This is a genomic window from Kineococcus haloalkalitolerans (assembly GCF_050871905.1).
In the GTDB taxonomy this organism is placed as follows: Bacteria; Actinomycetota; Actinomycetes; order Actinomycetales; family Kineococcaceae; genus Kineococcus.
The window spans coordinates 16,785-34,227 of sequence record NZ_JBJLSH010000004.1; the positions used below are offsets into that span (position 1 = coordinate 16,785).

A 17,443-nucleotide genomic window follows, 5' to 3' on the forward strand; every position below is an offset into this window, starting at 1 on the left:
GCCGCGAGCGTACGCCGGGGACCGGTGGCCGGAGCGGGACCGCGGCCGGTCAGCCCCGGCCGGCGCCCAGCGCCCGCACGTGCCCGGGGAGTTCGGCGGTGACCTCGTCCAGGAACCCCGCGAGCGCCCCCGGATCGCCGCCGTCGGCGATCCAGCGCCGGTACGCCTCGCGCCACAGCGTCAGCACGAGCCCGGCGGCCAGGGCGGCGTCGCCGGCGGGGACGCCCTGCTCGCGCAGGAACTCCTCCGCCCGCTGCTGCCAGCGCAGCTGCTGGGCCAGCTCGCGCGCCCGCAGCACCGGGTTCTCCGCCAGGACCCGCTCGCGGGCGCACTTGGCGGCCCCGTCCTGGCCGGTCGACCCGGCCAGCGCCCGCACCCCGTGCAGCAGCCGCGCCAGCGGCGGGACGCCGGGACCGGCCAGGGCGGCCGCGTCGACCACCTCGGTGAACAGGTCCTCGTCGGCGGCGAACACCGCCTCGTCCTTGTCGCGCACGTGGCGGAAGAACGTGCGGGGGGACATGTCGGCGGCGTCGGCGATCTCGGCGACCGTCGTGGCCTCGTACCCCTGCTCGGCGAACAGCCGCAGGGCCTGCTCGGCCAGCGCGCGCCGGGCCGCGGCCTGGCGCCGCTCGCGGGGGGTGGGTCGGTCCACGCCGTCATCTCAGCACAGGACATCTTGACATCGCGAGTCGTGGTGACACAGTCTGCCACTACGACATTGTGAGTCAGACCGATCGACAGGAGATCCCGTGGACGTCACCGGTTCCACCGCCCTGGTCACCGGAGCATCCGGCGGCATCGGTGAGGGCGTCGCCCGCGCCCTGGCCGCCCGCGGCGCCCACGTGGTGCTCGTCGCCCGCCGCGCCGACCGGCTCGAGGCGCTGGCCGCCGAGCTGCGCGCCCGGCACGGCGTCGAGGCGCTCGCCGTCCCGGCCGACCTGTCCGAGCCCGGCGCCGCCGCCCGCGTCCAGGAGGCCGTGGAGGCGTGGGGCGGCAGGGCCGTCGACGTGCTCGTCAACAACGCCGGGTTCGGGCTGACCGGCCGGCTGGCGCAGGCCGACGACCCCGCGCGGCTCGCCGCGATGGTCACCGTGAACTGCACGGCCCTCACCGAGCTCACCGCCCGGTTCCTGCCGGGCATGGTCGGACGGGGCCGCGGCGCCGTGGTGAACGTCGCCAGCATGGCCTCCTTCGCGCCCCTGCCCGGCTTCGCCGTCTACGCCGCCACCAAGGCGTTCGTCCTGTCGCTGTCGCAGGCGCTGTGGGCCGAGACGCGCGGCACCGGGGTCCTGGTCACCGCGCTGTGCCCGACCGCGACCGACACCGGGTTCTTCGACGTCTCCGGCGAGAGCGCCGGGGCGGGGGTGCGCCGGCGCAGCGTCGAGCAGGTCGTCGCCACCTTCCTCGACGCGCTGGACGCCGACCGCCCCGTCGTCGTCGACGGCCGCGCCAACGAGGTCGTCGCCGCGGCGAGCAGGCTCGTGCCGCGCGGGCCGTTCCTGCGCCTGGCCGGCCCGCGCATCGCCGACCGGGTCGGCGCCCCCACCGGTCGCTGAGCCGCCGGCTGAGCCGCCCGCCCGCGGCGACCGCCGGGCGACCCCCGCCTACGACCTGGGGAGGACCCGGCGCCGCGCCGGGTACGGCCACGGCAGCGGGCGCGGACCGTCCCGCCGCCGGACGCGGTGCGCACCCGCGCCGGGCCAGGCTGCTGCCGTGACCACCGCCACGCGCGCCGCCGCGACCACCGCCCCGTGGACGACGTCGGCCAGGGTGGCGCTGCCGCGGCCCCGCGCCCTGACCGTCCCGCCGGTCCTGCGCGGGCGCGCCGCGCGGCTGGGGACCCCGCTGCGGTTCGTCGGCGCGGGCCTGACGGGCAACGCCACCCACGCGCTGGTGTTCCTGCTGCTGGTCCGGTTCGTCCCGGTGCCGGTGGCCGCGGTCAACGTCGTGGCCGTCGTGCTGTCCACCGCGGTGACCAACGAGCTGCACCGCCGGTTCACCTTCCGCGGCGGCGCGAGCACCGCCTGGTTCAAGGGCCACGGGGTCGGGGGAGCCGCGGCCCTGACCGGGTTGGTGCTGAGCACGACGGCGCTGACGCTGTGGCACCACCTCGTGCCGGGCGCGAGCGGCGCCAGCGGCCTCGTGGTCGTCTACGGCGTGACCGGGACGGTCGGGCTGGTGAACTTCCTCGTCCTGCGCCGGGTGCTGCGCGCGCCGGCGACCGCGCGGTCCTGACGGCGCCGCTCAGGGCCGCTCAGGGGCCGCTCAGGGCACGATCGCGTCGACGTACCCGCCGTCGACGCGCACCGCGGCACCGGTCGTCGCCGAGGCCAGCGGCGAGGCCAGGTAGCAGCACATGTTGGCGATCTCCTCGGGCTCGATGAGCCGCTGCAGCAGCGACTGCGGCCGGTGCTCGCGCACGAACCGCCGCTGCGCCTCCTCCCAGGGCAGGTCGCCGGGCACCAGCTGACGCACGAACTCCTCCACCCCGCCGGTGTGCGTGGGCCCCGCCAGCACGCTGTTGACGGTGACGCCGGTGCCGGCGACGGCCTTGGCGAAACCCCGGTGCACGCCGAGCAGGGCGGTCTTGGTGACGCCGTAGTGGATCATCTCGGCGGGGGTGACGACGGCGGAGTCGCTGGAGACGTACTGCACCCGCCCCCACCCGCGCTCGGCCATGCCGGGCAGGTAGTGGCGGGTCAGGCGCACTGCGGTCAGGACGTTCGTCTCGAAGTAGCGGCGCCACTCGTCGTCGTCGATCGCGAAGGGGTCGGCGGCGCCGAAGATCCCGAGGTTGTTGACGAGGACGTCGACCTCGGGCACCTCCTGCACCAGCCGCGCCGTCCCGTCGGCGGTGGTGATGTCGGCGGCCACCCAGCGGACCCCGCCCCCCACCTCGCCGTCGATCCCCTCGGCCGCCGCGCGCAGCCGGTCCTCGGAGCGGGCGCAGAGGACGACGGCGGCGCCGGCGGACGCCAGGCCGCGGGCCACGGCCAGTCCGATGCCCTGCGAGGAGCCGGTCACCAGGGCGGTCCGGCCGGTCAGGTCGATGCGCACGGCGCCTGTCTACCCGCCGTCCCGCCCTCCTGCCAGGTGCGGCACCTGCTGCGCGGTGCGACGCCAGGCGGTCACCAGGTCCACGTCGGGGTCGCGCAGCCACTGCACCTGCAGGCCGTCCATGAGGGCCAGCACGTGCCGGGCCAGGTCCCGCCCGTCCGGGCCGGGCGGCGCCAGCCGCGTCAGGTGGTCCAGGGTGCGGCGCTGGCGCTCGGCGAAGAACCGGTGCGCCGGGTGCTCGGGCGCCAGGGACTCCACCTCCAGCACCGCGTACAGGCGCACGATCTCCCGCTGCCCGGCGTTGCGGCGCACGATCGCCTCGCACAGCTGCGCCAGGGTCGGCTCGGGCAGGTCGTCGCGCGCGTCGGCGTCGGCCGGGGGTTCCGGGTGCGCGGCCGCGCCGAGGTGCTCGGCCAGGGACCGCTGGTCCTGCTCGTCGCGGTGCGCCAGGACGGCGGTCAGCAGCCCGCTCTTGGAGCCGAAGTGGTGCAGCAGCCCGCCGAGGGTCAGGCCGCAGGCGTCGGCCACGTCCTGCACGGCCAGGCCGCGGTAGCCGTGCTCGGCGATGAGCGCCGTGGCCGCCTCCAGGACCTGGCGGCGCCGCTGGTCCGCGCTCATCCGCACGCGCGGGCGGGACGGGTCGGCGGGCACGGGCCGTTCCTACCACCCGCCGTGCGCTACTGTCCGCGCCAGTTACTGACGAGGTCGTCAGTAGGAGCGACGGGACGGGACGGGGTGGGGTCGGTGGAGGAGCGGACGGACGCCTTCGGCGAGGCGGTCGAGGCCGTGCGCGCGGGCGCGGACCCGGTCGAGCGGGCGCGCGCGCTGCACGCCCTGATGACCGAGGACGAGCGGCTGTGGCTCCTGGACGGCGACACGCCGTTCTGGGAGGGCATCGAGGAGATGCTCGACGGCGGCTACAACACCAGCCCCCTGCCGCACGGCGCCGTGCCGCGCCTCGGCGTCCCCGGCACCCGGTTCGTCGACGGCCCGCGCGGGTGCGTGTCAGGGCACGGAACCGCGTTCCCCGTCTCCATGGCGCGCGGCGCCACCTGGGACGTCGAGCTGGAGGAGCGCGTCGGCGACGCGATCGGCCGCGAGCTGCGCGCGCAGGGCGGGAACTTCTTCGGCGGGGTGTGCGTGAACCTGCCCCGCCACCCCGCGTGGGGGCGCGTGCAGGAGACCTACGGCGACGACCCGCACCACCTCGGGGAGTTCGGCGCCGCCCTGACCCGCGGCGTGCAGCGGCACGCGATGGCGTGCGTGAAGCACTACGCCCTGAACTCCATGGAGAACGCCCGGTTCCACGTCGACGTGACGATCGACGAGGCGACCCTGCACGAGGTGTACCTGCCGCACTTCCGGCGCGCCGCCGAGGAGGGCGTGGCCGCGGTGATGAGCGCCTACAACTCCGTCAACGGCGAGTGGGCCGGGCAGAACCGCTACCTGCTCACCGAGGTGCTGCGCGAGCAGTGGGGCTGGGACGGCGTCACCGTCAGCGACTTCATCTGGGGCCTGCGCGACGCCGCCGCCAGCCTGGAGGCCGGGCTGGACCTGGAGGAGCCGTTCGTGCAGCAGCGCGCGCTGCACCTGCGCGACCAGATCGCGGCCGGCGAGACGTCCTGGGCCGCCGTCGAGCGCGCGGGGGTCCGCCTGCTGGCCGCGCAGCTGCGCTCGTACGCCGTCCGCAGCGAACCCGACCCCGGCCCGGAGGTGGTGGCCGGCGCCGGGCACCGCGCGCTGGCCCGCGAGGTCGCCGCCCGCGCGATGACGCTGCTGCAGAACGAGCCCGTCGACGGGACGCCCGTCCTGCCGCTGGACCCGGCGGCGGTGCGGCGCATCGCGCTCGTCGGCCGGCTGGTGACGGCCCCGAACACCGGCGACCTCGGCTCGTCGAACGTGCGCCCGCCGAGCGTGGCCACCCCGCTGGACGGGATCCGAGCGGCGTTCCCCGACGCCGAGGTCCTGCTCGTCACCGACGACGACCCGGCCGCCGCGGCCGAGGCCGCGCGCGCCGCGGACGTCGCGGTCGTCGTCGCGGGTTTCGACGAGAAGGACGAGGGCGAGTACGTCGGCGGCGACACCATGGCCGACCCGACGCTGACGGCGCTGTTCCCGCCGCGCCCCGGCGGTGCGGACGCCGACGCCCCGCAGGACGCCGTGATGACGGCCGGTTTCGGCGGCGACCGCACGTCGCTGCGGCTGCGTCCCGTGGACGAGGACCTCGTGCGGGCGGTGGCCGCCGCGAACCCGCGCACCGTCGTCGCGGTCGTCGCCGCCGGTGCCGTCGTCACCGAGTCCTGGCGCCACGACGTCCCCGCGCTCCTGCTCATGTGGTACGCGGGCATGGAGGGCGGGCACGCCCTGGCCGACGTCCTCACCGGTGCCGCGGAACCCACCGGGCGCCTGCCGTACTCGGTGCCCACCAGCGAGGGGCACCTGCCGCCGTTCGACAAGGACGCGCACGCGGTCACCTACGACCGCTGGCACGGGCAGCGCCTGCTCGACCGCCTCGGCGTCGAAGCCGCCTTCCCGCACGGCTTCGGGCTGTCGTACACGACGTTCGCCCTGGAGGACGTCACCGCTGGCACGGGTGCGGACGGGACCCCGCGCGTGCGGGCGACGGTGCGCAACACCGGTTCGCGCGACGGCCGGCACGTCGTGCAGGTCTACGGCCGGCGCACCGACGGCGCCCGGGCGGGGGAGACCCTGCTCGTGGGGTTCGCGCCCGTCGCCGTGCCCGCCGCCTCCGCCGTCGAGGTGGAGGTGCCCGTCTCGCTGCGGGCGCTGGGCGCGTGGGACGCCGACGCGCGGCGCCTCGTGGAACCGGCCGCGGCCGACGTCGTCGTGGAGGTCGGCGCGCACGCCCACGACCGGGCCGCGCACGTCCTGCCGCTGGGCGGTTGAGCGGTCCACGCGCGCGGGGAGGCACCAGCACCTAGCCTCCCCGCGAGGCGTGCACGAGAGCGCGCCCAGGACACCGGAGGCCCGCGTGGCAGAGAAGAAGACCGTCCCGTTCGTGGTGGAGGCCGCCGGCACCGGCGTGGCGCAGGAGGTCACCGTGCTCGGTGACCGCCAGCACGTGTTCCACGCCGACACCTACCCGTCCTTCGGCGGGCAGGACGCGGCGCCCAGCCCGCTGAGCTACGTCCTGGGCGCGCTCACCTCCTGCCACCAGGTCACCGGCAGCCTCGTGGCGGGGGACCTCGGTGTGCAGCTGGGCCGGTGGACGTTCCGCGTGCAGGGCGACCTGGACCCCTCGGTCATCTCCCGCGGCGCGGAGGGCAACGCGAACTTCGACCGGGTGAGCATCGACGTGCAGGTGCAGACCGACGCCACTCCCGAGCAGTTCGAGCGCCTCAGCGCCGAGACCGCGCGGCGCTGCCCGGTGACGCAGATGGTCAAGCGCAGCGGGCTGGAGTTCGTCAGCGAGTGGCGGGCGGTCCCGCTCGAGGCGGCCTGAGCGGACGCGACCGGGCGGCGCGGCACCGCGTCAGGCGGCGCCGCGCCGCCCGAACAGGCGCTCGCGCAGGGCGGCGGGCAGCAGGGCCAGGCGGTCGGTGCGCGAGCCGTCGCTCTCCAGCAGCACCGCCAGGACGTCGAGGCCGAGCTGGTCGCCCTGGACGACGACGCCGCGGGCCCGGCCGTTGGCGTCGTCGAAGACCACCGCGTCGGTGACGACCGTGGCGACGGGGTCGCGCCCGGGCGGGAGCTCGTCGCCCCAGACGGCCCGCAGGTCCTCGACCAGACGAGCCGTGCGAGCGCTCTCAGCGGGCAGCGCGGTGTCCGCGTCGTCGAACGCCATGGGGGCACTGTGACTCACGAGGACGCTCTCCGCTGACCCCCTCCGGGGGGTCATCTGGGACCGCTCAGCGCACCCGCTCGTAAAGCCGCTCCGGGCGCCCCGTGCCGTAGCGCAGCCGCACCCGGGCGGCGCCCTCCTCCACGAAGTGCTCCAGGTACCGGCGCACGGCCACCCGCGACAGGCCCAGCCGCTCGGCGAACTCGCTGGCCGACGACGGGTCGTCCGCCTCCGCCAGAGCGCCCGCCACGAGCGCGGCGGTCTCCGCGCTCAGCCCCTTGGGCAGCCGCCCGCCGGCCGGTCCCGGTCGCGGCGCGCCGGCGCGCACCCCGAGGGCGCGGTCCACGTCCGCCTGCTCCAGCACCCCCGGGGCCAGGGCACCGCGCGCGGCCCGCACGTGCTCCAGGCGCTCGCGCAGCTGCGCGGCCCCGAACGGTTTGATGAGGTACCCGGCCACCCCGCCGCGCAGCGCCTGGCGCACCGTGGCCGCCTCGCGCGCGGCGCTGATGACCACCACGTCCACGTCGGCGCCCCCGCCGCGCAGCCGGGCCAGCACCTCCAGCCCCGGCACGTCCGGCAGGTACAGGTCCAGCAGCACCACGTCCGGGCGCAGCCGGGCGACCAGCTCCAGCGCCTGCGCGCCCGTGCCCGCGGTCCCCACCACCCGGCACCCCGGCACGGCGGCCACGAAACCCCCGTGCACCGAGGCGACCATCGGGTCGTCGTCGACGACGAGCACCCGCAGCTCAGCCACGGGTACCGGCCCGCTCGCGCGCCGGCAGCGCGGCGGTGAAGGCTGCCCCGCCGTCCTGCCCGCGGTCCAGGGTCAGGGATCCGCCGCGGCGGTGGCACACCAGCTGCACCAGCGCCAGCCCGACGCCCCGGCCACCGGGGTGGGAGGACTCCTTCGTCGTCGTCCCGCGCCGCACCAGCTCCGGCAGCAGGTCCGGGTCCACGCCCGGCCCGTCGTCGCGCACCACCACCACCGCACCGCCCGCCCCGTCGTCGCGCACCTCGACCTCCACCGTCCCGCCGCCCGCCCCGGCCGCCGCGTCCACCGCGTTGTCGACGAGGTTGCCCACGACCGTCACCAGGTCGTCGGACAGGTCCTCGCTCACCGCGGGCAGGTGCGTGCCCGGCGCCAGGACGAGGTCCACGTCCCGCTCGTCGGCCACGCTGGTGCCCGCCACCAGCAGCGCCGCCAGCGCCGGGTCGCCCACCCGCGCGGCGATCGCGCCGCCCAGCTCGGCGTGCCCGCGGCTGACCCGGTCGATGAAACCGACGACCTCCTCGTACCGGCCCAGCTGCACCAGCCCGGAGATCGTGTGCAGGCGGTTGGCGAACTCGTGGGTCTGCGCCCGCAGCGCCTGTGTGGTGGTGCGGCTGGCACCCAGCTCGTGCTGCAGCGCCACCAGTTCCGTGCGGTCGCGCATGGTCGTCACCGAGCCCACCGGTTCGGCGGCGCCCGCCCGGCGCAGCAGGGTCCGGTTCAGCACGAGCAGCCGCTCGCCGCTGACGACGGGGCGGTCCAGCGGCGCCGGGCCCCGGGTCAGCTGGTCCACCACCTCGCCCGGCAGCCCCAGCCCGTCCACGCGCCGGCCGACCACGTCCGCGGGCAGGTCCAGCAGCTCGCGCGCGGCGTCGTTGGCGACCGTGACGACCCCGTCGACGTCCAGCGCGACGACGCCCTCGCGGATGCCGCGCAGCACCGCCTCGCGGTGGGTGGCCAGGGAGGCGATCTCACCCGGTTCCAGCCCCAGCGTCTGCGACTTGACCCGCCGCGCCAGCAGCCACGCCCCCAGCACGCCCACCAGCGCCGACATGCCCAGGTACGTGGCCAGGTCCGGCAGCGCGGTGCGCAGCTCCGCGCCCCACGTCGGTCGCTCCTGCCCGACGAGGACGGCGCCCACGACGCTGCCGGGCGCCGGCCCCGCGCCGGGCCCGTCGTCGGCGAGGACCGGGACGCGCGCGACGACGGTGCGCCGCTCGCCCAGGGACACCTCGCCGAGCCACGACGGGTCGTCCCGCTCGCCGCCCGGCGGCTCGGGCAGCCGGGAACCCACCAGCCGCGGGTCCGCGGGCGAGGCCACCACCCGCCCGCCCGGGTCGGCCACCAGCACCACCGCCACGTCGGAGGTGGTGCGCAGCTGCTCGGCGGTGGCCGTCAGCGCCAGCGCCGATCCGCGGGCCTGCGCCACCGCGCCGAGCTGGTCGCGCAGCAGCGGCAGGGAGGCCACGTGCTCGGCGACCTGGCGCACCCGGCGCTCCTGCGCGTCGGTGGACGCCTGGCGCGACTGGGCCACCGACACCGCGCCCACCCCCACGAGCACCACCGCGAACAGCAGCACCTGCACGAGCAGGATCTGCCCGGCCAGGCTGCTGCGCCGGAAGGACCTGCCCACCCCGCACCTCCCCGTGCCGGAACCCGCGCTCGGCGGTGAGCGCGACCACAACGACCGCAACGACCAGTGCCACCGCAAGGGTGACGCCGGTCCCTCGGGCCGCGCAGCATTCTGCCCGACGGGCCGGCCGCGGCCGCGCCCGTCCACCGGGGCCGACCGGCGCCGGTGCGGGACGTCGACGGGGACGCCATGACGAACACCACGACCCTCGCGCGGCCGGCGGCCGCCGGCCGGGCGGGACCGCCGCGGCGGGCCGTGCTGGCCGGGCTGGCCGCGCTCGCGGGACTGCCCGCGCTGACCGCCGGCTGCGGGGTCACCCGGCAGGCCGCCGCCACCAGCGGCACCCTCACCCGCCTGCAGCTGCTGGTGCCGAACTCCCCGGGCGGCGGGTACGACACCACCGGCCGCTCCGCCGTGCGCGTCATGGAGGAGGTGGGCGCCGCCGAGGGCGTGGAGGTCACGAACCTCTCCGGCGCCGGCGGGACCGTCGGCCTGGCGCGCTGCGTCAGCGAGAGCGGGAACCCGCAGTACCTCATGTCGATGGGCCTGGGCGTCGTCGGCGCCTCCTACACCAACGACGTGGACGTCACGCTGGAGCAGACGACCCCGATCGCGCAGCTCATCGAGGAGGCCGGTGTCGTCCTCGTGCCCGCGGCGTCCCCGTTCCAGACCCTCGTCGACCTCGTCGACGCCTGGCGCGCCGACCCGGGCGCGCTCGCCGTCGGCGGGGGTTCCTCGCCCGGCGGCCCGGACTTCCTGCTGCCGATGCAGCTGGCCGAGGCCGTCGGCGTGGACCCCACCGAGGTGAACTACGTCGTCTACGACGGCGGCGGCGACCTGCTGCCGGCGCTGCTGGGCGGGCAGATCGCCTTCGCCACCAGCGGGTACGGCGAGCTGCTGGACCAGATCACCACCGGGGGCGTGCGCGCGCTGGCCGTGTCCAGCGACGAGCGCGTGCCCGTCCTGGACGTGCCGACGCTGCGCGAGCAGGACGTCGACCTCACCTTCACCAACTGGCGCGGCCTGGTGGCCCCGCCCGACCTCGACGAGACGGAGGTGGCGCGGCTCGTGGACGCCCTCACCCGCATGCACGACTCGCCCCAGTGGCGGCAGGTCCTCACCGACAACGCCTGGACCGACGCGTTCAGGACCGGCGACGAGTTCGCCGCGTTCCTCGACGAGCAGGCCGCCCGGGTCCGCGACGTCCTCACCCGCCTGGGGCTGGTGTGAGCGCGACCGCGGCGCCCGTGCGCGCCGCCGACCGCGCGCCCCGGCGCGACCTGTCCCAGCTGGGGGTGTGCGCACTGCTGCTCGGTCTGGGCGTCCTCGTCGCCGCCGACGCCGCGACGCTGTCGCAGGGCCTGGTCGACGAGGGCGTCGTCGGGCCCCGCCCCGTGCCGTACGTCGTGGCCGCCGGCCTGGTCGTCACCGCCGCCGTCCTGGCCGTGGACGTGCTGCGCGGCGGGCGCGGCGAGGCCGAGGACGGCGAGGACGTCGACCTCGGCGCCGGCACCGACTGGGCGCGCCTGGGCCTGCTGGCGCTGGTGTTCACCGCCAACGTCCTGCTCGTGGAGCGCCTGGGCTGGGTCGTGTCCGCGGCGCTGTTCTTCGGGGCGACCGCGAAGGTCCTCGGCGGCCGCAGCCTGCTGCGCGCCGTCGCCGTGGGCGCGGTGCTGTCCCTGCTCACCTTCTACTTCTTCTGGGTGGTGCTGGGGATCCAGCTGCCGCCCGGCGTCCTGGACGGGGTGCTGTGATGGGCGACATCGGCCTGCTGATCGGGGGTTTCGGCGACGCGCTGAGCCTCGCCAACCTCGCCTTCGCCGCCGTGGGCGTCGTGCTCGGCACGGCCGTCGGCGTGCTGCCCGGCATCGGCCCGGCGATGACCGTGGCGCTGCTGCTGCCGCTGACGTACGCGCTGGAACCGACCAGCGCCCTCATCATGTTCGCGGGCATCTACTACGGCGGCATGTACGGCGGTTCCACCACGGCCATCCTGCTCAACACCCCCGGTGAGTCCTCCTCGGTGGTGACCGCGCTGGAGGGGAACGAGATGGCGCGGCGGGGGCGGGCGGCGCAGGCGCTGTCCACCGCGGCGATCGGCTCGTTCGTCGCCGGGACCATCGGCTCGGTCCTCCTGGTGGCCGCCGCCCCGCTCATGGTGGGCCTGGCGGTGAACCTCAGCGAGGGCGACTACTTCGCCCTCATGGTCCTGGCGCTGCTCGCGGTGACCGCCGTGCTGGGGTCCTCGCGGGTGCGGGGTTTCGCGTCCCTGTTCCTGGGCCTGGCGATCGGCCTGGTCGGCCTGGACGCCATCAGCGGGCAGGCGCGGCTGACGTTCGGCGTCCTGCAGCTGGTGGACGGGATCGACATCGTCGTCATCGCCGTCGCGATCTTCGCCGTCGGCGAGGCGCTGTGGGTGGCCTCGAGGATGCGCCGCACCGCGGTGGAGGTCATCCCCGTCGGCCGGCCGTGGATGGGCCGGGAGGACTGGAAGCGCTCGTGGAAGCCGTGGCTGCGCGGCACCGCGTTCGGGTTCCCGTTCGGTGCCGTGCCCGCCGGCGGCGCGGAACTGCCGACGTTCCTGTCGTACGTCACCGAGCGCAAGCTGTCCAAGCACCCCGAGGAGTTCGGCCACGGCGCCATCGAGGGCGTCGCCGGCCCCGAGGCCGCGAACAACGCCTCGGCCGCCGGGACGCTCGTGCCCACGCTGGCGCTGGGCATCCCGACGAACGCCACCGCCGCGGTGCTGCTCGCCGCGCTCATCTCCTACGGGTTCCAGCCCGGCCCGCTGCTGTTCGAGCGCGAACCGGACCTGGTGTGGGCGCTCATCGCGAGCCTGTTCGTCGGCAACGCGCTGCTGCTGGTGCTGAACCTGCCGCTGGCACCCGTGTGGGCCAAGCTGCTGCGCATCCCGCGCCCGTACCTGTACGCGGGCATCCTGTTCTTCGCCACCCTCGGCGCGTTCGCGGCGAACCTGCAGACGTTCGACCTGTGGCTGCTGCTGGCCTTCGGGGTCCTCGGGTTCGTCATGCGCCGCTTCGGCCTGCCGGTGCTCCCGCTCATCATCGGCGTCATCATCGGGCCGCTGGCCGAGGAGCGGATGCGCACCGCCCTGACCATCTCCCAGGGCAGCTGGACCGGCCTGGTCGCCGACCCGTTCTCGGTGGCCGTCTACGTCGTCGTCGCCCTCGTCCTGGCCTTCCCGCTGCTGCGCCGCCTCCTGCCCGCGCGCCTCGACGGGCGCGCTGCGGGCACCCCCACCACCGACGCCCGCGAGGGGCGTCCCGAGCACGAGGAGGCCCGCCGGTGACCGTCGTCGTCGCCTACGCCCCCACCCCCGAGGGCGAGGCCGCCCTGGACGCCGGCCTCGCCGAGGCCGGCCGGCGGGGGGAGGACCTGTTCGTCCTCAACGCCCCCGCCGGCACGTCGCTGGCCGACCGGACGTACGCCTCGCCGCAGCAGCTGGAGGCGGTGCGCGAGCGGCTGGCCGCGGGGCCGGTGCGCGCGCAGGTCGCGCAGCGGATGGGCGAGGGCGACGCGGCCGACGTCGTCGTGGACGCGCTGCACGAGCTGTCGGCCTCGGCCGTCGTCGTCGGCCACCGCCGCCGCACCCCGGTCGGCAAGCTCATCATGGGCAGCGTCGCGCAGCGGATCATCCTCGACGCGCCCTGCCCGGTGGTGACGGTCAAACCGCTGGAGCGCTGAGCCGGCGGGGACCGCTCACAGCGGTGAACCGGGGGTCGTCGCCAAGACGCCGGCGACGGCCCCCGCCGCATCGCGCACGAGCACGACCACGAGCGGGCCGAAGGGCGGCAGCCACTCGCTGACGGGGACGGTGTGCGCGTCGGCGGGCACCCGCGCGGTCCCGCGCAGGCGGTCGCCGTCCAGGGTCGTCGGCACGCGCACCCCGTCGACGTGGGCGACGTGCTCCTGCGGGGTCCCGCCCCGGACGGTCGCGCTGAAGCGCACGACGGCCTCGTCCCCCTCGACGGTGAGGCTCACCTCGTCCACGGTGACGGCGAGGGCGCCCTCGGCGGCGGGCAGGGGCCGGGTGAAGACCGCCTCGTCGGGCAGCGGCGGGGTGCGCGGCGGCGCCGTGCGGCGCTCGCGCAGGCCGGCGACGGCCGCGGCGAGCTGCACGAGCCGGGTGTCGCTGTGCGCGGGACCGGCGACGGTGAGGCCGACGGGCATCCCGGTGTCGGCCATCGTGCCCATCGGCACGGTGACGGTCGGGATGCCCAGGTGCCGGGGCACGAGGTTGCCGTTGGAGACCCACACGCCGTTGCGCCAGGCGACGTCGGCCGACGCCTCCGCGACGTCGGCGTCGGCGGGCGCCACGTCGGCGGCCGCGGGGAAGACGACCGCGTCGAACCCCTCGGCGGCCAGCCAGTCCTCGAAGTCGACCCGCCGCGTGCGCTCCAGGCCGCGCAGGCCGTCGGGCAGGCTGGCGATGTCCCGCCAGTGGCGGACCTCCTCCCGGGCGCGGACGACGTAGTCGGCGAGGTCGTAGGCGATGTCGAAGGGGTAGCGGCCGTAGCGGTCCGGCAGCGCCCCGCGCGGGGCGGGGAACACGCGCGCGGGGTCGGCGTCGGCGAGCCGGTGCAGGGCCGGATCGCCGTTGCGGCGCAGGAAGTCGTCCATCGCCCACACCGACAGGTCGCCGACCTCGTCGTGCAGGAACTCCCGGCTGACGAAGCCGCGGTCGACGTGGTCGCGGGCGCCCCGGTGCAGCTTCTCGTAGTTCTCGACGACGGGGAAGGCGGTCTCGACCACCTCGGCGCCCGCCGCCTCCAGGTCGGCGCGCAGGTGGGCCCACAGGTCCACGACGCTGGCGCGCGTGGCGATCGGGTGCGCGCTCGTGGGGTCGGCGTCGACGTACAGGCGGGGGACAGCCAGCCGCAACCCCGCCAGCGGCAGTCCCTCCAGGTCGGCGAAGGACGGCGGGCGCACCTCGGACGGCGCCGGCAGCTCGACCCACGGCTGCGTGCGCCAGAGGTCGCCGCCGGTGTCGGGGTCGTCGGCGACCACGACGTCCAGCACGTGCAGCAGGTCCCGCACCGATCGCGTGTGGGGCACGACGACGTCCATCGTCGGCACGAGCGGCCAGTTGCCGCGCACCGAGATCACCCCGCGCGAGGGGGTGTACGCGACGAGGGCGTTGTTCGAGGCGGGCGCACGCCCCGACGACCACGTCTCCTCCGCGAGCCCGAACGCCGCGAACGAGGCGGCGGTCGCGGTGCCGGAACCGTTCGAGGACCCCGAGCCGAACGCGGAGGTCAGGTAGGAGGCGCTGTAGGGGGACTCCGCGCGCCCGTGCACGCCCCGCTGCATCCCGCCGGCCGCCATCGGCGGCATGGTGGTCAGGCCCAGGACCACCGCGCCGGCCGCGCGCAGCCGCTCCACCGCGAACGCGTCGGCGCCGGCGACGAGGTCGACGAAGGCGGGGGAGCCGGCAGCGACGGTCAGGCCCCGCACGCAGTAGCTGTCCTTGACGGTGAACGGGATGCCGTCGAGGACCCCGCGCTGCTCGCCGCGCGCGCGCCGCAGGTCCGCGGCGCGCGCCTGCTCGAAGGCGGTCGGGTCGAGCACCGGCACGGAGTTCAGGCGCGGGCCGGAGCGGTCGTAGCGGCCGATCCGCTGCAGGTAGCGCGCCACCAGCTCGACGCTGGTGACCTCGCCCGCCTCCAGCGCGGCGTGCAGCTGCTCGACGTCCGCCTCGACGACGGTGAGGGCCCCGGTGTCCACGACCGGAAACATACACCGTTGGTTTATCGCCGGCCAGGGTTCCGCCGGTCCGTCCTGCGGGAGGGGGCGCGCCTAGACTCCCCGGCGTCCGGAGGAGGTCCCCATCGCCAGACCGAAGCAGCCGCTGCTCGACCGCGCGCTCATCGCCCGCACGGCGCTCGCGCTGGTCGACCGCCACGGCCCCGACGGCGCGAGCATGCGCCGGGTCGCCGCCCACCTCGGCGTCAACCCCGCCTCGCTCTACAACCACGTCCCGGACCGCGCCGCCCTCGTCGAGGACGTGCGCGCCCTGGTGTCCGCCCGCATCGACTCCCGGCCCCTGCGGACGACGGCGTGGGAGGAGGGCCTGACCGCCTGGGCGCGCTCCTACCGCGCGGCGTTCGCGCGGCACCACCGGGCGATCCCGCTGCTGATGAGCACCCGGGCCTCGGCGCCCGTGCTGCTGGCCCAGTACGAGGACTTCGCGGTCGCGGCGGAGGCCGTCGGGTGGGACAGCCGCGACGTGCTGCCCCTGCTCACCGCCTTCGAGTCGTTCGTCCTCGGCAGCGTCCTCGACATGTCCGGGCCGGCCGTCGTGTTCGACCCCACCGGTCAGGAGGAGGAGTTCCCGCGGTTCGCCGCCGCCTACGCCACCCTCGCCGGGGAGGACCCGGACGACCCGGTCGCCACGCGCGCGTTCGAGACGGGCCTGCGGATGCTCGTCGCCTCCGCGCGGCCCGCGCCGCGCTGACCGGCGCGGGCCCGGCGCGCGCTCACGGCCGCTGCTCGCGGCGCTGACGCCGGGCGCGCCGCCACGCGAGCCCGTAGCCCACGCTCAGCGCCAGTCCCAGGACGACCTGGCTCCCCGGCACCAGGAGCCACCACCCGGTGAACGTGCCCAGCGCCAGCTGCACGGCGCCGAGGGCGACGAGGAGCAGCCAGCAGCCGGCGAGGACGGCCACCAGCCGCGGGTGGCGCACGGCGAGGGAGTCGTCCGGGAGGCGGCGCACCCGGTCACCGTCGCACCCGCCCACGGCGGCGGCGACCGCCGGACGGGCGGGGCGCCCGCCGCCCGCGCGAGTCCTGCGCAACGCCGTGCGGCGCGGGAGCTGCTCGTGGTACTCCTGCCGCGGTCCGGACGACGACCCCAGGAGGAGCGGATGACGACCACGCCCACCGGCGGACCGGAGGTCCTGCGCTACACGGCGTTCAGCGCCGACCCGGCCGGCGGCAACCCCGCCGGTGTCGTCCTCGACGCGACCGGCCTGGACGAGGAGCGGATGCTCGCGATCGCCGCGGACGTCGGGTACTCCGAGACCGCCTTCCTCGTCCCCGGCGCGGACGGGCTGGACGTGCGCTACTTCAGCCCGCTGGCCGAGGTCAGCTTCTGCGGGCACGCGACCATCGCCTCGGCCGTCGCCCACGCCGAGCGCCACGGCGGCGGGGACCTGACCTACCGCACGGCCGCCGGGCCGGTGCGGGTGAGCACCAGGCGGGCACCCGACGGCTCCTGGCGGGCGACGCTGACCAGCGTCGTCCCCCGCACGATCGAGCTGAGCGCGGACGACCTGCGGACGTTGCTCGACGTCCTGGGCTGGTCGCCCGACGACCTCGACCCGGACCTGCCGCCGCGCACCGCCTACGCCGGGGCGTGGCACCCGGTGCTGGCCGCCCGCACGCGGGAACGGCTGGCCGCGCTGGACTACGACGTGGCGGTGCTGGGGCGGCTGATGGCCGAGCGGGGCTGGACGACCGTCGACCTCGTCCACCGCCAGGACGCCCGCACCTTCCACGCGCGCAACCCGTTCCCGCCCGGCGGTGTCGTCGAGGACCCCGCCACCGGGGCGGCCGCGGCGGCGCTGGGCGGGTACCTGCGCGAGGGCGGGCACGTCGACGTCCCCGCGACCGTCACCGTCCTGCAGGGGCAGGACATGGGCCGTCCCAGCGTGCTGGAGGTGACGATCCCGGCTGACCCGGCTGCGGGGATCGCCGTCACCGGCACCGCCGTGGCACTGCCCGTGCCCGGTTCCTGAGCCCCGCGGCCCGGCCGCTCACCGGGGACGGGGAACCCCGGTCCTCGTAGCCTGTCGGTGCCGACCGTCCCCACCCGCGACGACCCGAGAGGACGACCGATGAGCGTGGACGTCACCCACGACCCGGCCGCGAAGCGCTACGAGGCGTACGACGACGGGACGCGGGTGGGTTTCGCGGCGTACGCGCTGGCCGGTGACCTGATCGTGTTCACCCACACCGAGGTCGACCCCGCCTACGAGGGTCGCGGGGTGGGAGGCAGCCTCGCGCGGGCGGGGCTGGACGACGCACGGGCCCGCGGGCTGGAGGTGATGCCGCTGTGCCCCTTCATCAAGGGCTGGATCCAGCGCCACCCGGAGTACGCGGACCTGCAGTTCAACGCGCCTCCCAGCCGCGTCACCGACTGAGGCGGTGACGCGGCGGGGAC

General features: G+C 76.4%; 19 protein-coding genes. 11 read left to right on the forward strand and 8 right to left on the reverse strand.

Annotation, left to right across the window (positions count from 1 at the left end; all coding sequences use genetic code 11):
* Positions 1 to 49: 49 nt before the first annotated feature.
* Positions 50 to 652, reverse strand: coding sequence for a TetR/AcrR family transcriptional regulator (locus ACRYMY_RS03045; protein ID WP_432545797.1), 603 nt, complete (start codon positions 650 to 652; stop codon positions 50 to 52).
* Between the two features lie 97 nt (positions 653 to 749).
* Between ACRYMY_RS03045 and ACRYMY_RS03050 the strand changes: the two genes are divergently transcribed.
* Together ACRYMY_RS03050 and ACRYMY_RS03055 are read left to right on the forward strand one after the other, a co-directional pair.
* Positions 750 to 1,556: an SDR family NAD(P)-dependent oxidoreductase gene (locus ACRYMY_RS03050; RefSeq protein WP_432545798.1), complete on the forward strand. Its 807-nt coding sequence runs from the start codon at positions 750 to 752 to the stop codon at positions 1,554 to 1,556.
* A 157-nt stretch (positions 1,557 to 1,713) separates the two neighbouring features.
* The gene (locus tag ACRYMY_RS03055) at positions 1,714 to 2,235 is read left to right on the forward strand and encodes a GtrA family protein (protein WP_432545799.1); all 522 of its coding nucleotides are present in this window, start codon (positions 1,714 to 1,716) and stop codon (positions 2,233 to 2,235) included.
* 30 nt (positions 2,236 to 2,265) lie between these two features.
* On the opposite strand, the gene ACRYMY_RS03060 is transcribed toward ACRYMY_RS03055, so the two are convergent.
* Together ACRYMY_RS03060 and ACRYMY_RS03065 are read right to left on the reverse strand one after the other, a co-directional pair.
* A complete protein-coding gene (locus ACRYMY_RS03060) occupies positions 2,266 to 3,057 on the reverse strand; it encodes an SDR family NAD(P)-dependent oxidoreductase (protein WP_432545800.1) in 792 nt (263 codons plus the stop codon).
* A gap of 9 nt (positions 3,058 to 3,066) precedes the next feature.
* Complete coding sequence (locus ACRYMY_RS03065; protein ID WP_432545801.1) at positions 3,067 to 3,708, reverse strand: TetR/AcrR family transcriptional regulator; 642 nt, start codon at positions 3,706 to 3,708, stop codon at positions 3,067 to 3,069.
* A gap of 93 nt (positions 3,709 to 3,801) precedes the next feature.
* On the opposite strand from ACRYMY_RS03065, the gene ACRYMY_RS03070 reads away from it, so the two are divergent.
* Together ACRYMY_RS03070 and ACRYMY_RS03075 are read left to right on the forward strand one after the other, a co-directional pair.
* Complete coding sequence (locus ACRYMY_RS03070) at positions 3,802 to 5,964, forward strand: glycoside hydrolase family 3 protein (RefSeq protein ID WP_432545802.1); 2,163 nt, start codon at positions 3,802 to 3,804, stop codon at positions 5,962 to 5,964.
* 85 nt (positions 5,965 to 6,049) lie between these two features.
* Complete coding sequence (locus ACRYMY_RS03075; protein ID WP_432545803.1) at positions 6,050 to 6,520, forward strand: OsmC family protein; 471 nt, start codon at positions 6,050 to 6,052, stop codon at positions 6,518 to 6,520.
* 30 nt (positions 6,521 to 6,550) lie between these two features.
* Here the strand turns inward: ACRYMY_RS03075 and ACRYMY_RS03080 are convergent, their stop codons facing one another.
* The 3 genes from ACRYMY_RS03080 to ACRYMY_RS03090 form a co-directional block, all read right to left on the reverse strand.
* Positions 6,551 to 6,862, reverse strand: coding sequence for a hypothetical protein (locus ACRYMY_RS03080; RefSeq protein ID WP_432545804.1), 312 nt, complete (start codon positions 6,860 to 6,862; stop codon positions 6,551 to 6,553).
* Positions 6,863 to 6,926: 64 nt separating this feature from the next.
* Complete coding sequence (locus tag ACRYMY_RS03085; RefSeq protein WP_432545805.1) at positions 6,927 to 7,613, reverse strand: response regulator; 687 nt, start codon at positions 7,611 to 7,613, stop codon at positions 6,927 to 6,929.
* On the reverse strand, positions 7,606 to 9,261 hold the full coding sequence (locus ACRYMY_RS03090) for a sensor histidine kinase (protein WP_432545806.1): 1,656 nt from the start codon (positions 9,259 to 9,261) through the stop codon (positions 7,606 to 7,608). The genes ACRYMY_RS03085 and ACRYMY_RS03090 overlap by 8 nt, the downstream gene beginning before the upstream one ends.
* A gap of 189 nt (positions 9,262 to 9,450) precedes the next feature.
* Here ACRYMY_RS03090 and ACRYMY_RS03095 point away from each other — a divergent pair, with 189 nt between their 5' ends.
* From ACRYMY_RS03095 to ACRYMY_RS03110, 4 genes are read left to right on the forward strand one after another with little or no spacing between them, the layout of a single operon-like run.
* Complete coding sequence (locus ACRYMY_RS03095) at positions 9,451 to 10,491, forward strand: Bug family tripartite tricarboxylate transporter substrate binding protein (RefSeq protein WP_432545807.1); 1,041 nt, start codon at positions 9,451 to 9,453, stop codon at positions 10,489 to 10,491.
* Positions 10,488 to 11,015 carry a tripartite tricarboxylate transporter TctB family protein gene (locus tag ACRYMY_RS03100; RefSeq protein ID WP_432545808.1) on the forward strand — a complete coding sequence of 176 codons (528 nt, stop codon included), beginning with the start codon at positions 10,488 to 10,490 and terminating at the stop codon, positions 11,013 to 11,015. Before ACRYMY_RS03095 ends, ACRYMY_RS03100 begins: the two co-directional genes overlap by 4 nt.
* Positions 11,015 to 12,571 carry a tripartite tricarboxylate transporter permease gene (locus tag ACRYMY_RS03105; protein WP_432545809.1) on the forward strand — a complete coding sequence of 519 codons (1,557 nt, stop codon included), beginning with the start codon at positions 11,015 to 11,017 and terminating at the stop codon, positions 12,569 to 12,571. Before ACRYMY_RS03100 ends, ACRYMY_RS03105 begins: the two co-directional genes overlap by 1 nt.
* Entirely contained in the window at positions 12,568 to 12,966 is a 399-nt protein-coding gene (locus ACRYMY_RS03110) for a universal stress protein (RefSeq protein WP_432545810.1), read from the forward strand. The genes ACRYMY_RS03105 and ACRYMY_RS03110 overlap by 4 nt, the downstream gene beginning before the upstream one ends.
* 15 nt (positions 12,967 to 12,981) lie before the next feature.
* On the opposite strand, the gene ACRYMY_RS03115 is transcribed toward ACRYMY_RS03110, so the two are convergent.
* The gene (locus ACRYMY_RS03115; protein WP_432545811.1) at positions 12,982 to 15,018 is read right to left on the reverse strand and encodes an amidase; all 2,037 of its coding nucleotides are present in this window, start codon (positions 15,016 to 15,018) and stop codon (positions 12,982 to 12,984) included.
* A 130-nt stretch (positions 15,019 to 15,148) separates the two neighbouring features.
* Between ACRYMY_RS03115 and ACRYMY_RS03120 the strand changes: the two genes are divergently transcribed.
* Positions 15,149 to 15,736 (forward strand): TetR/AcrR family transcriptional regulator, encoded by a 588-nt coding sequence (locus tag ACRYMY_RS03120; protein WP_432545894.1) that lies wholly within the window; start codon positions 15,149 to 15,151, stop codon positions 15,734 to 15,736.
* A 22-nt stretch (positions 15,737 to 15,758) separates the two neighbouring features.
* On the opposite strand, the gene ACRYMY_RS03125 is transcribed toward ACRYMY_RS03120, so the two are convergent.
* Positions 15,759 to 15,995 (reverse strand): hypothetical protein, encoded by a 237-nt coding sequence (locus ACRYMY_RS03125; protein ID WP_432545812.1) that lies wholly within the window; start codon positions 15,993 to 15,995, stop codon positions 15,759 to 15,761.
* A gap of 150 nt (positions 15,996 to 16,145) precedes the next feature.
* Between ACRYMY_RS03125 and ACRYMY_RS03130 the strand changes: the two genes are divergently transcribed.
* Together ACRYMY_RS03130 and ACRYMY_RS03135 are read left to right on the forward strand one after the other, a co-directional pair.
* Positions 16,146 to 17,018, forward strand: coding sequence for a PhzF family phenazine biosynthesis protein (locus ACRYMY_RS03130; protein WP_432545813.1), 873 nt, complete (start codon positions 16,146 to 16,148; stop codon positions 17,016 to 17,018).
* Between the two features lie 99 nt (positions 17,019 to 17,117).
* Positions 17,118 to 17,423 carry a GNAT family N-acetyltransferase gene (locus ACRYMY_RS03135; protein WP_432545814.1) on the forward strand — a complete coding sequence of 102 codons (306 nt, stop codon included), beginning with the start codon at positions 17,118 to 17,120 and terminating at the stop codon, positions 17,421 to 17,423.
* Positions 17,424 to 17,443: the final 20 nt, after the last annotated feature.

Bases quoted from the DNA above. Each gene is read 5' to 3' on its own strand.
- ACRYMY_RS03135 (WP_432545814.1), top strand. From the start codon at position 17,118: ATGAGCGTGGACGTCACCCACGACCCGGCCGCGAAGCGCTACGAGGCG.
- ACRYMY_RS03095 (WP_432545807.1), top strand. From the start codon at position 9,451: ATGACGAACACCACGACCCTCGCGCGGCCGGCGGCCGCCGGCCGGGCG.
- ACRYMY_RS03115 (WP_432545811.1), bottom strand. From the start codon at position 15,018: ATGTTTCCGGTCGTGGACACCGGGGCCCTCACCGTCGTCGAGGCGGAC.
- ACRYMY_RS03130 (WP_432545813.1), top strand. From the start codon at position 16,146: ATGACGACCACGCCCACCGGCGGACCGGAGGTCCTGCGCTACACGGCG.
- ACRYMY_RS03105 (WP_432545809.1), top strand. From the start codon at position 11,015: ATGGGCGACATCGGCCTGCTGATCGGGGGTTTCGGCGACGCGCTGAGC.
- ACRYMY_RS03080 (WP_432545804.1), bottom strand. From the start codon at position 6,862: ATGGCGTTCGACGACGCGGACACCGCGCTGCCCGCTGAGAGCGCTCGC.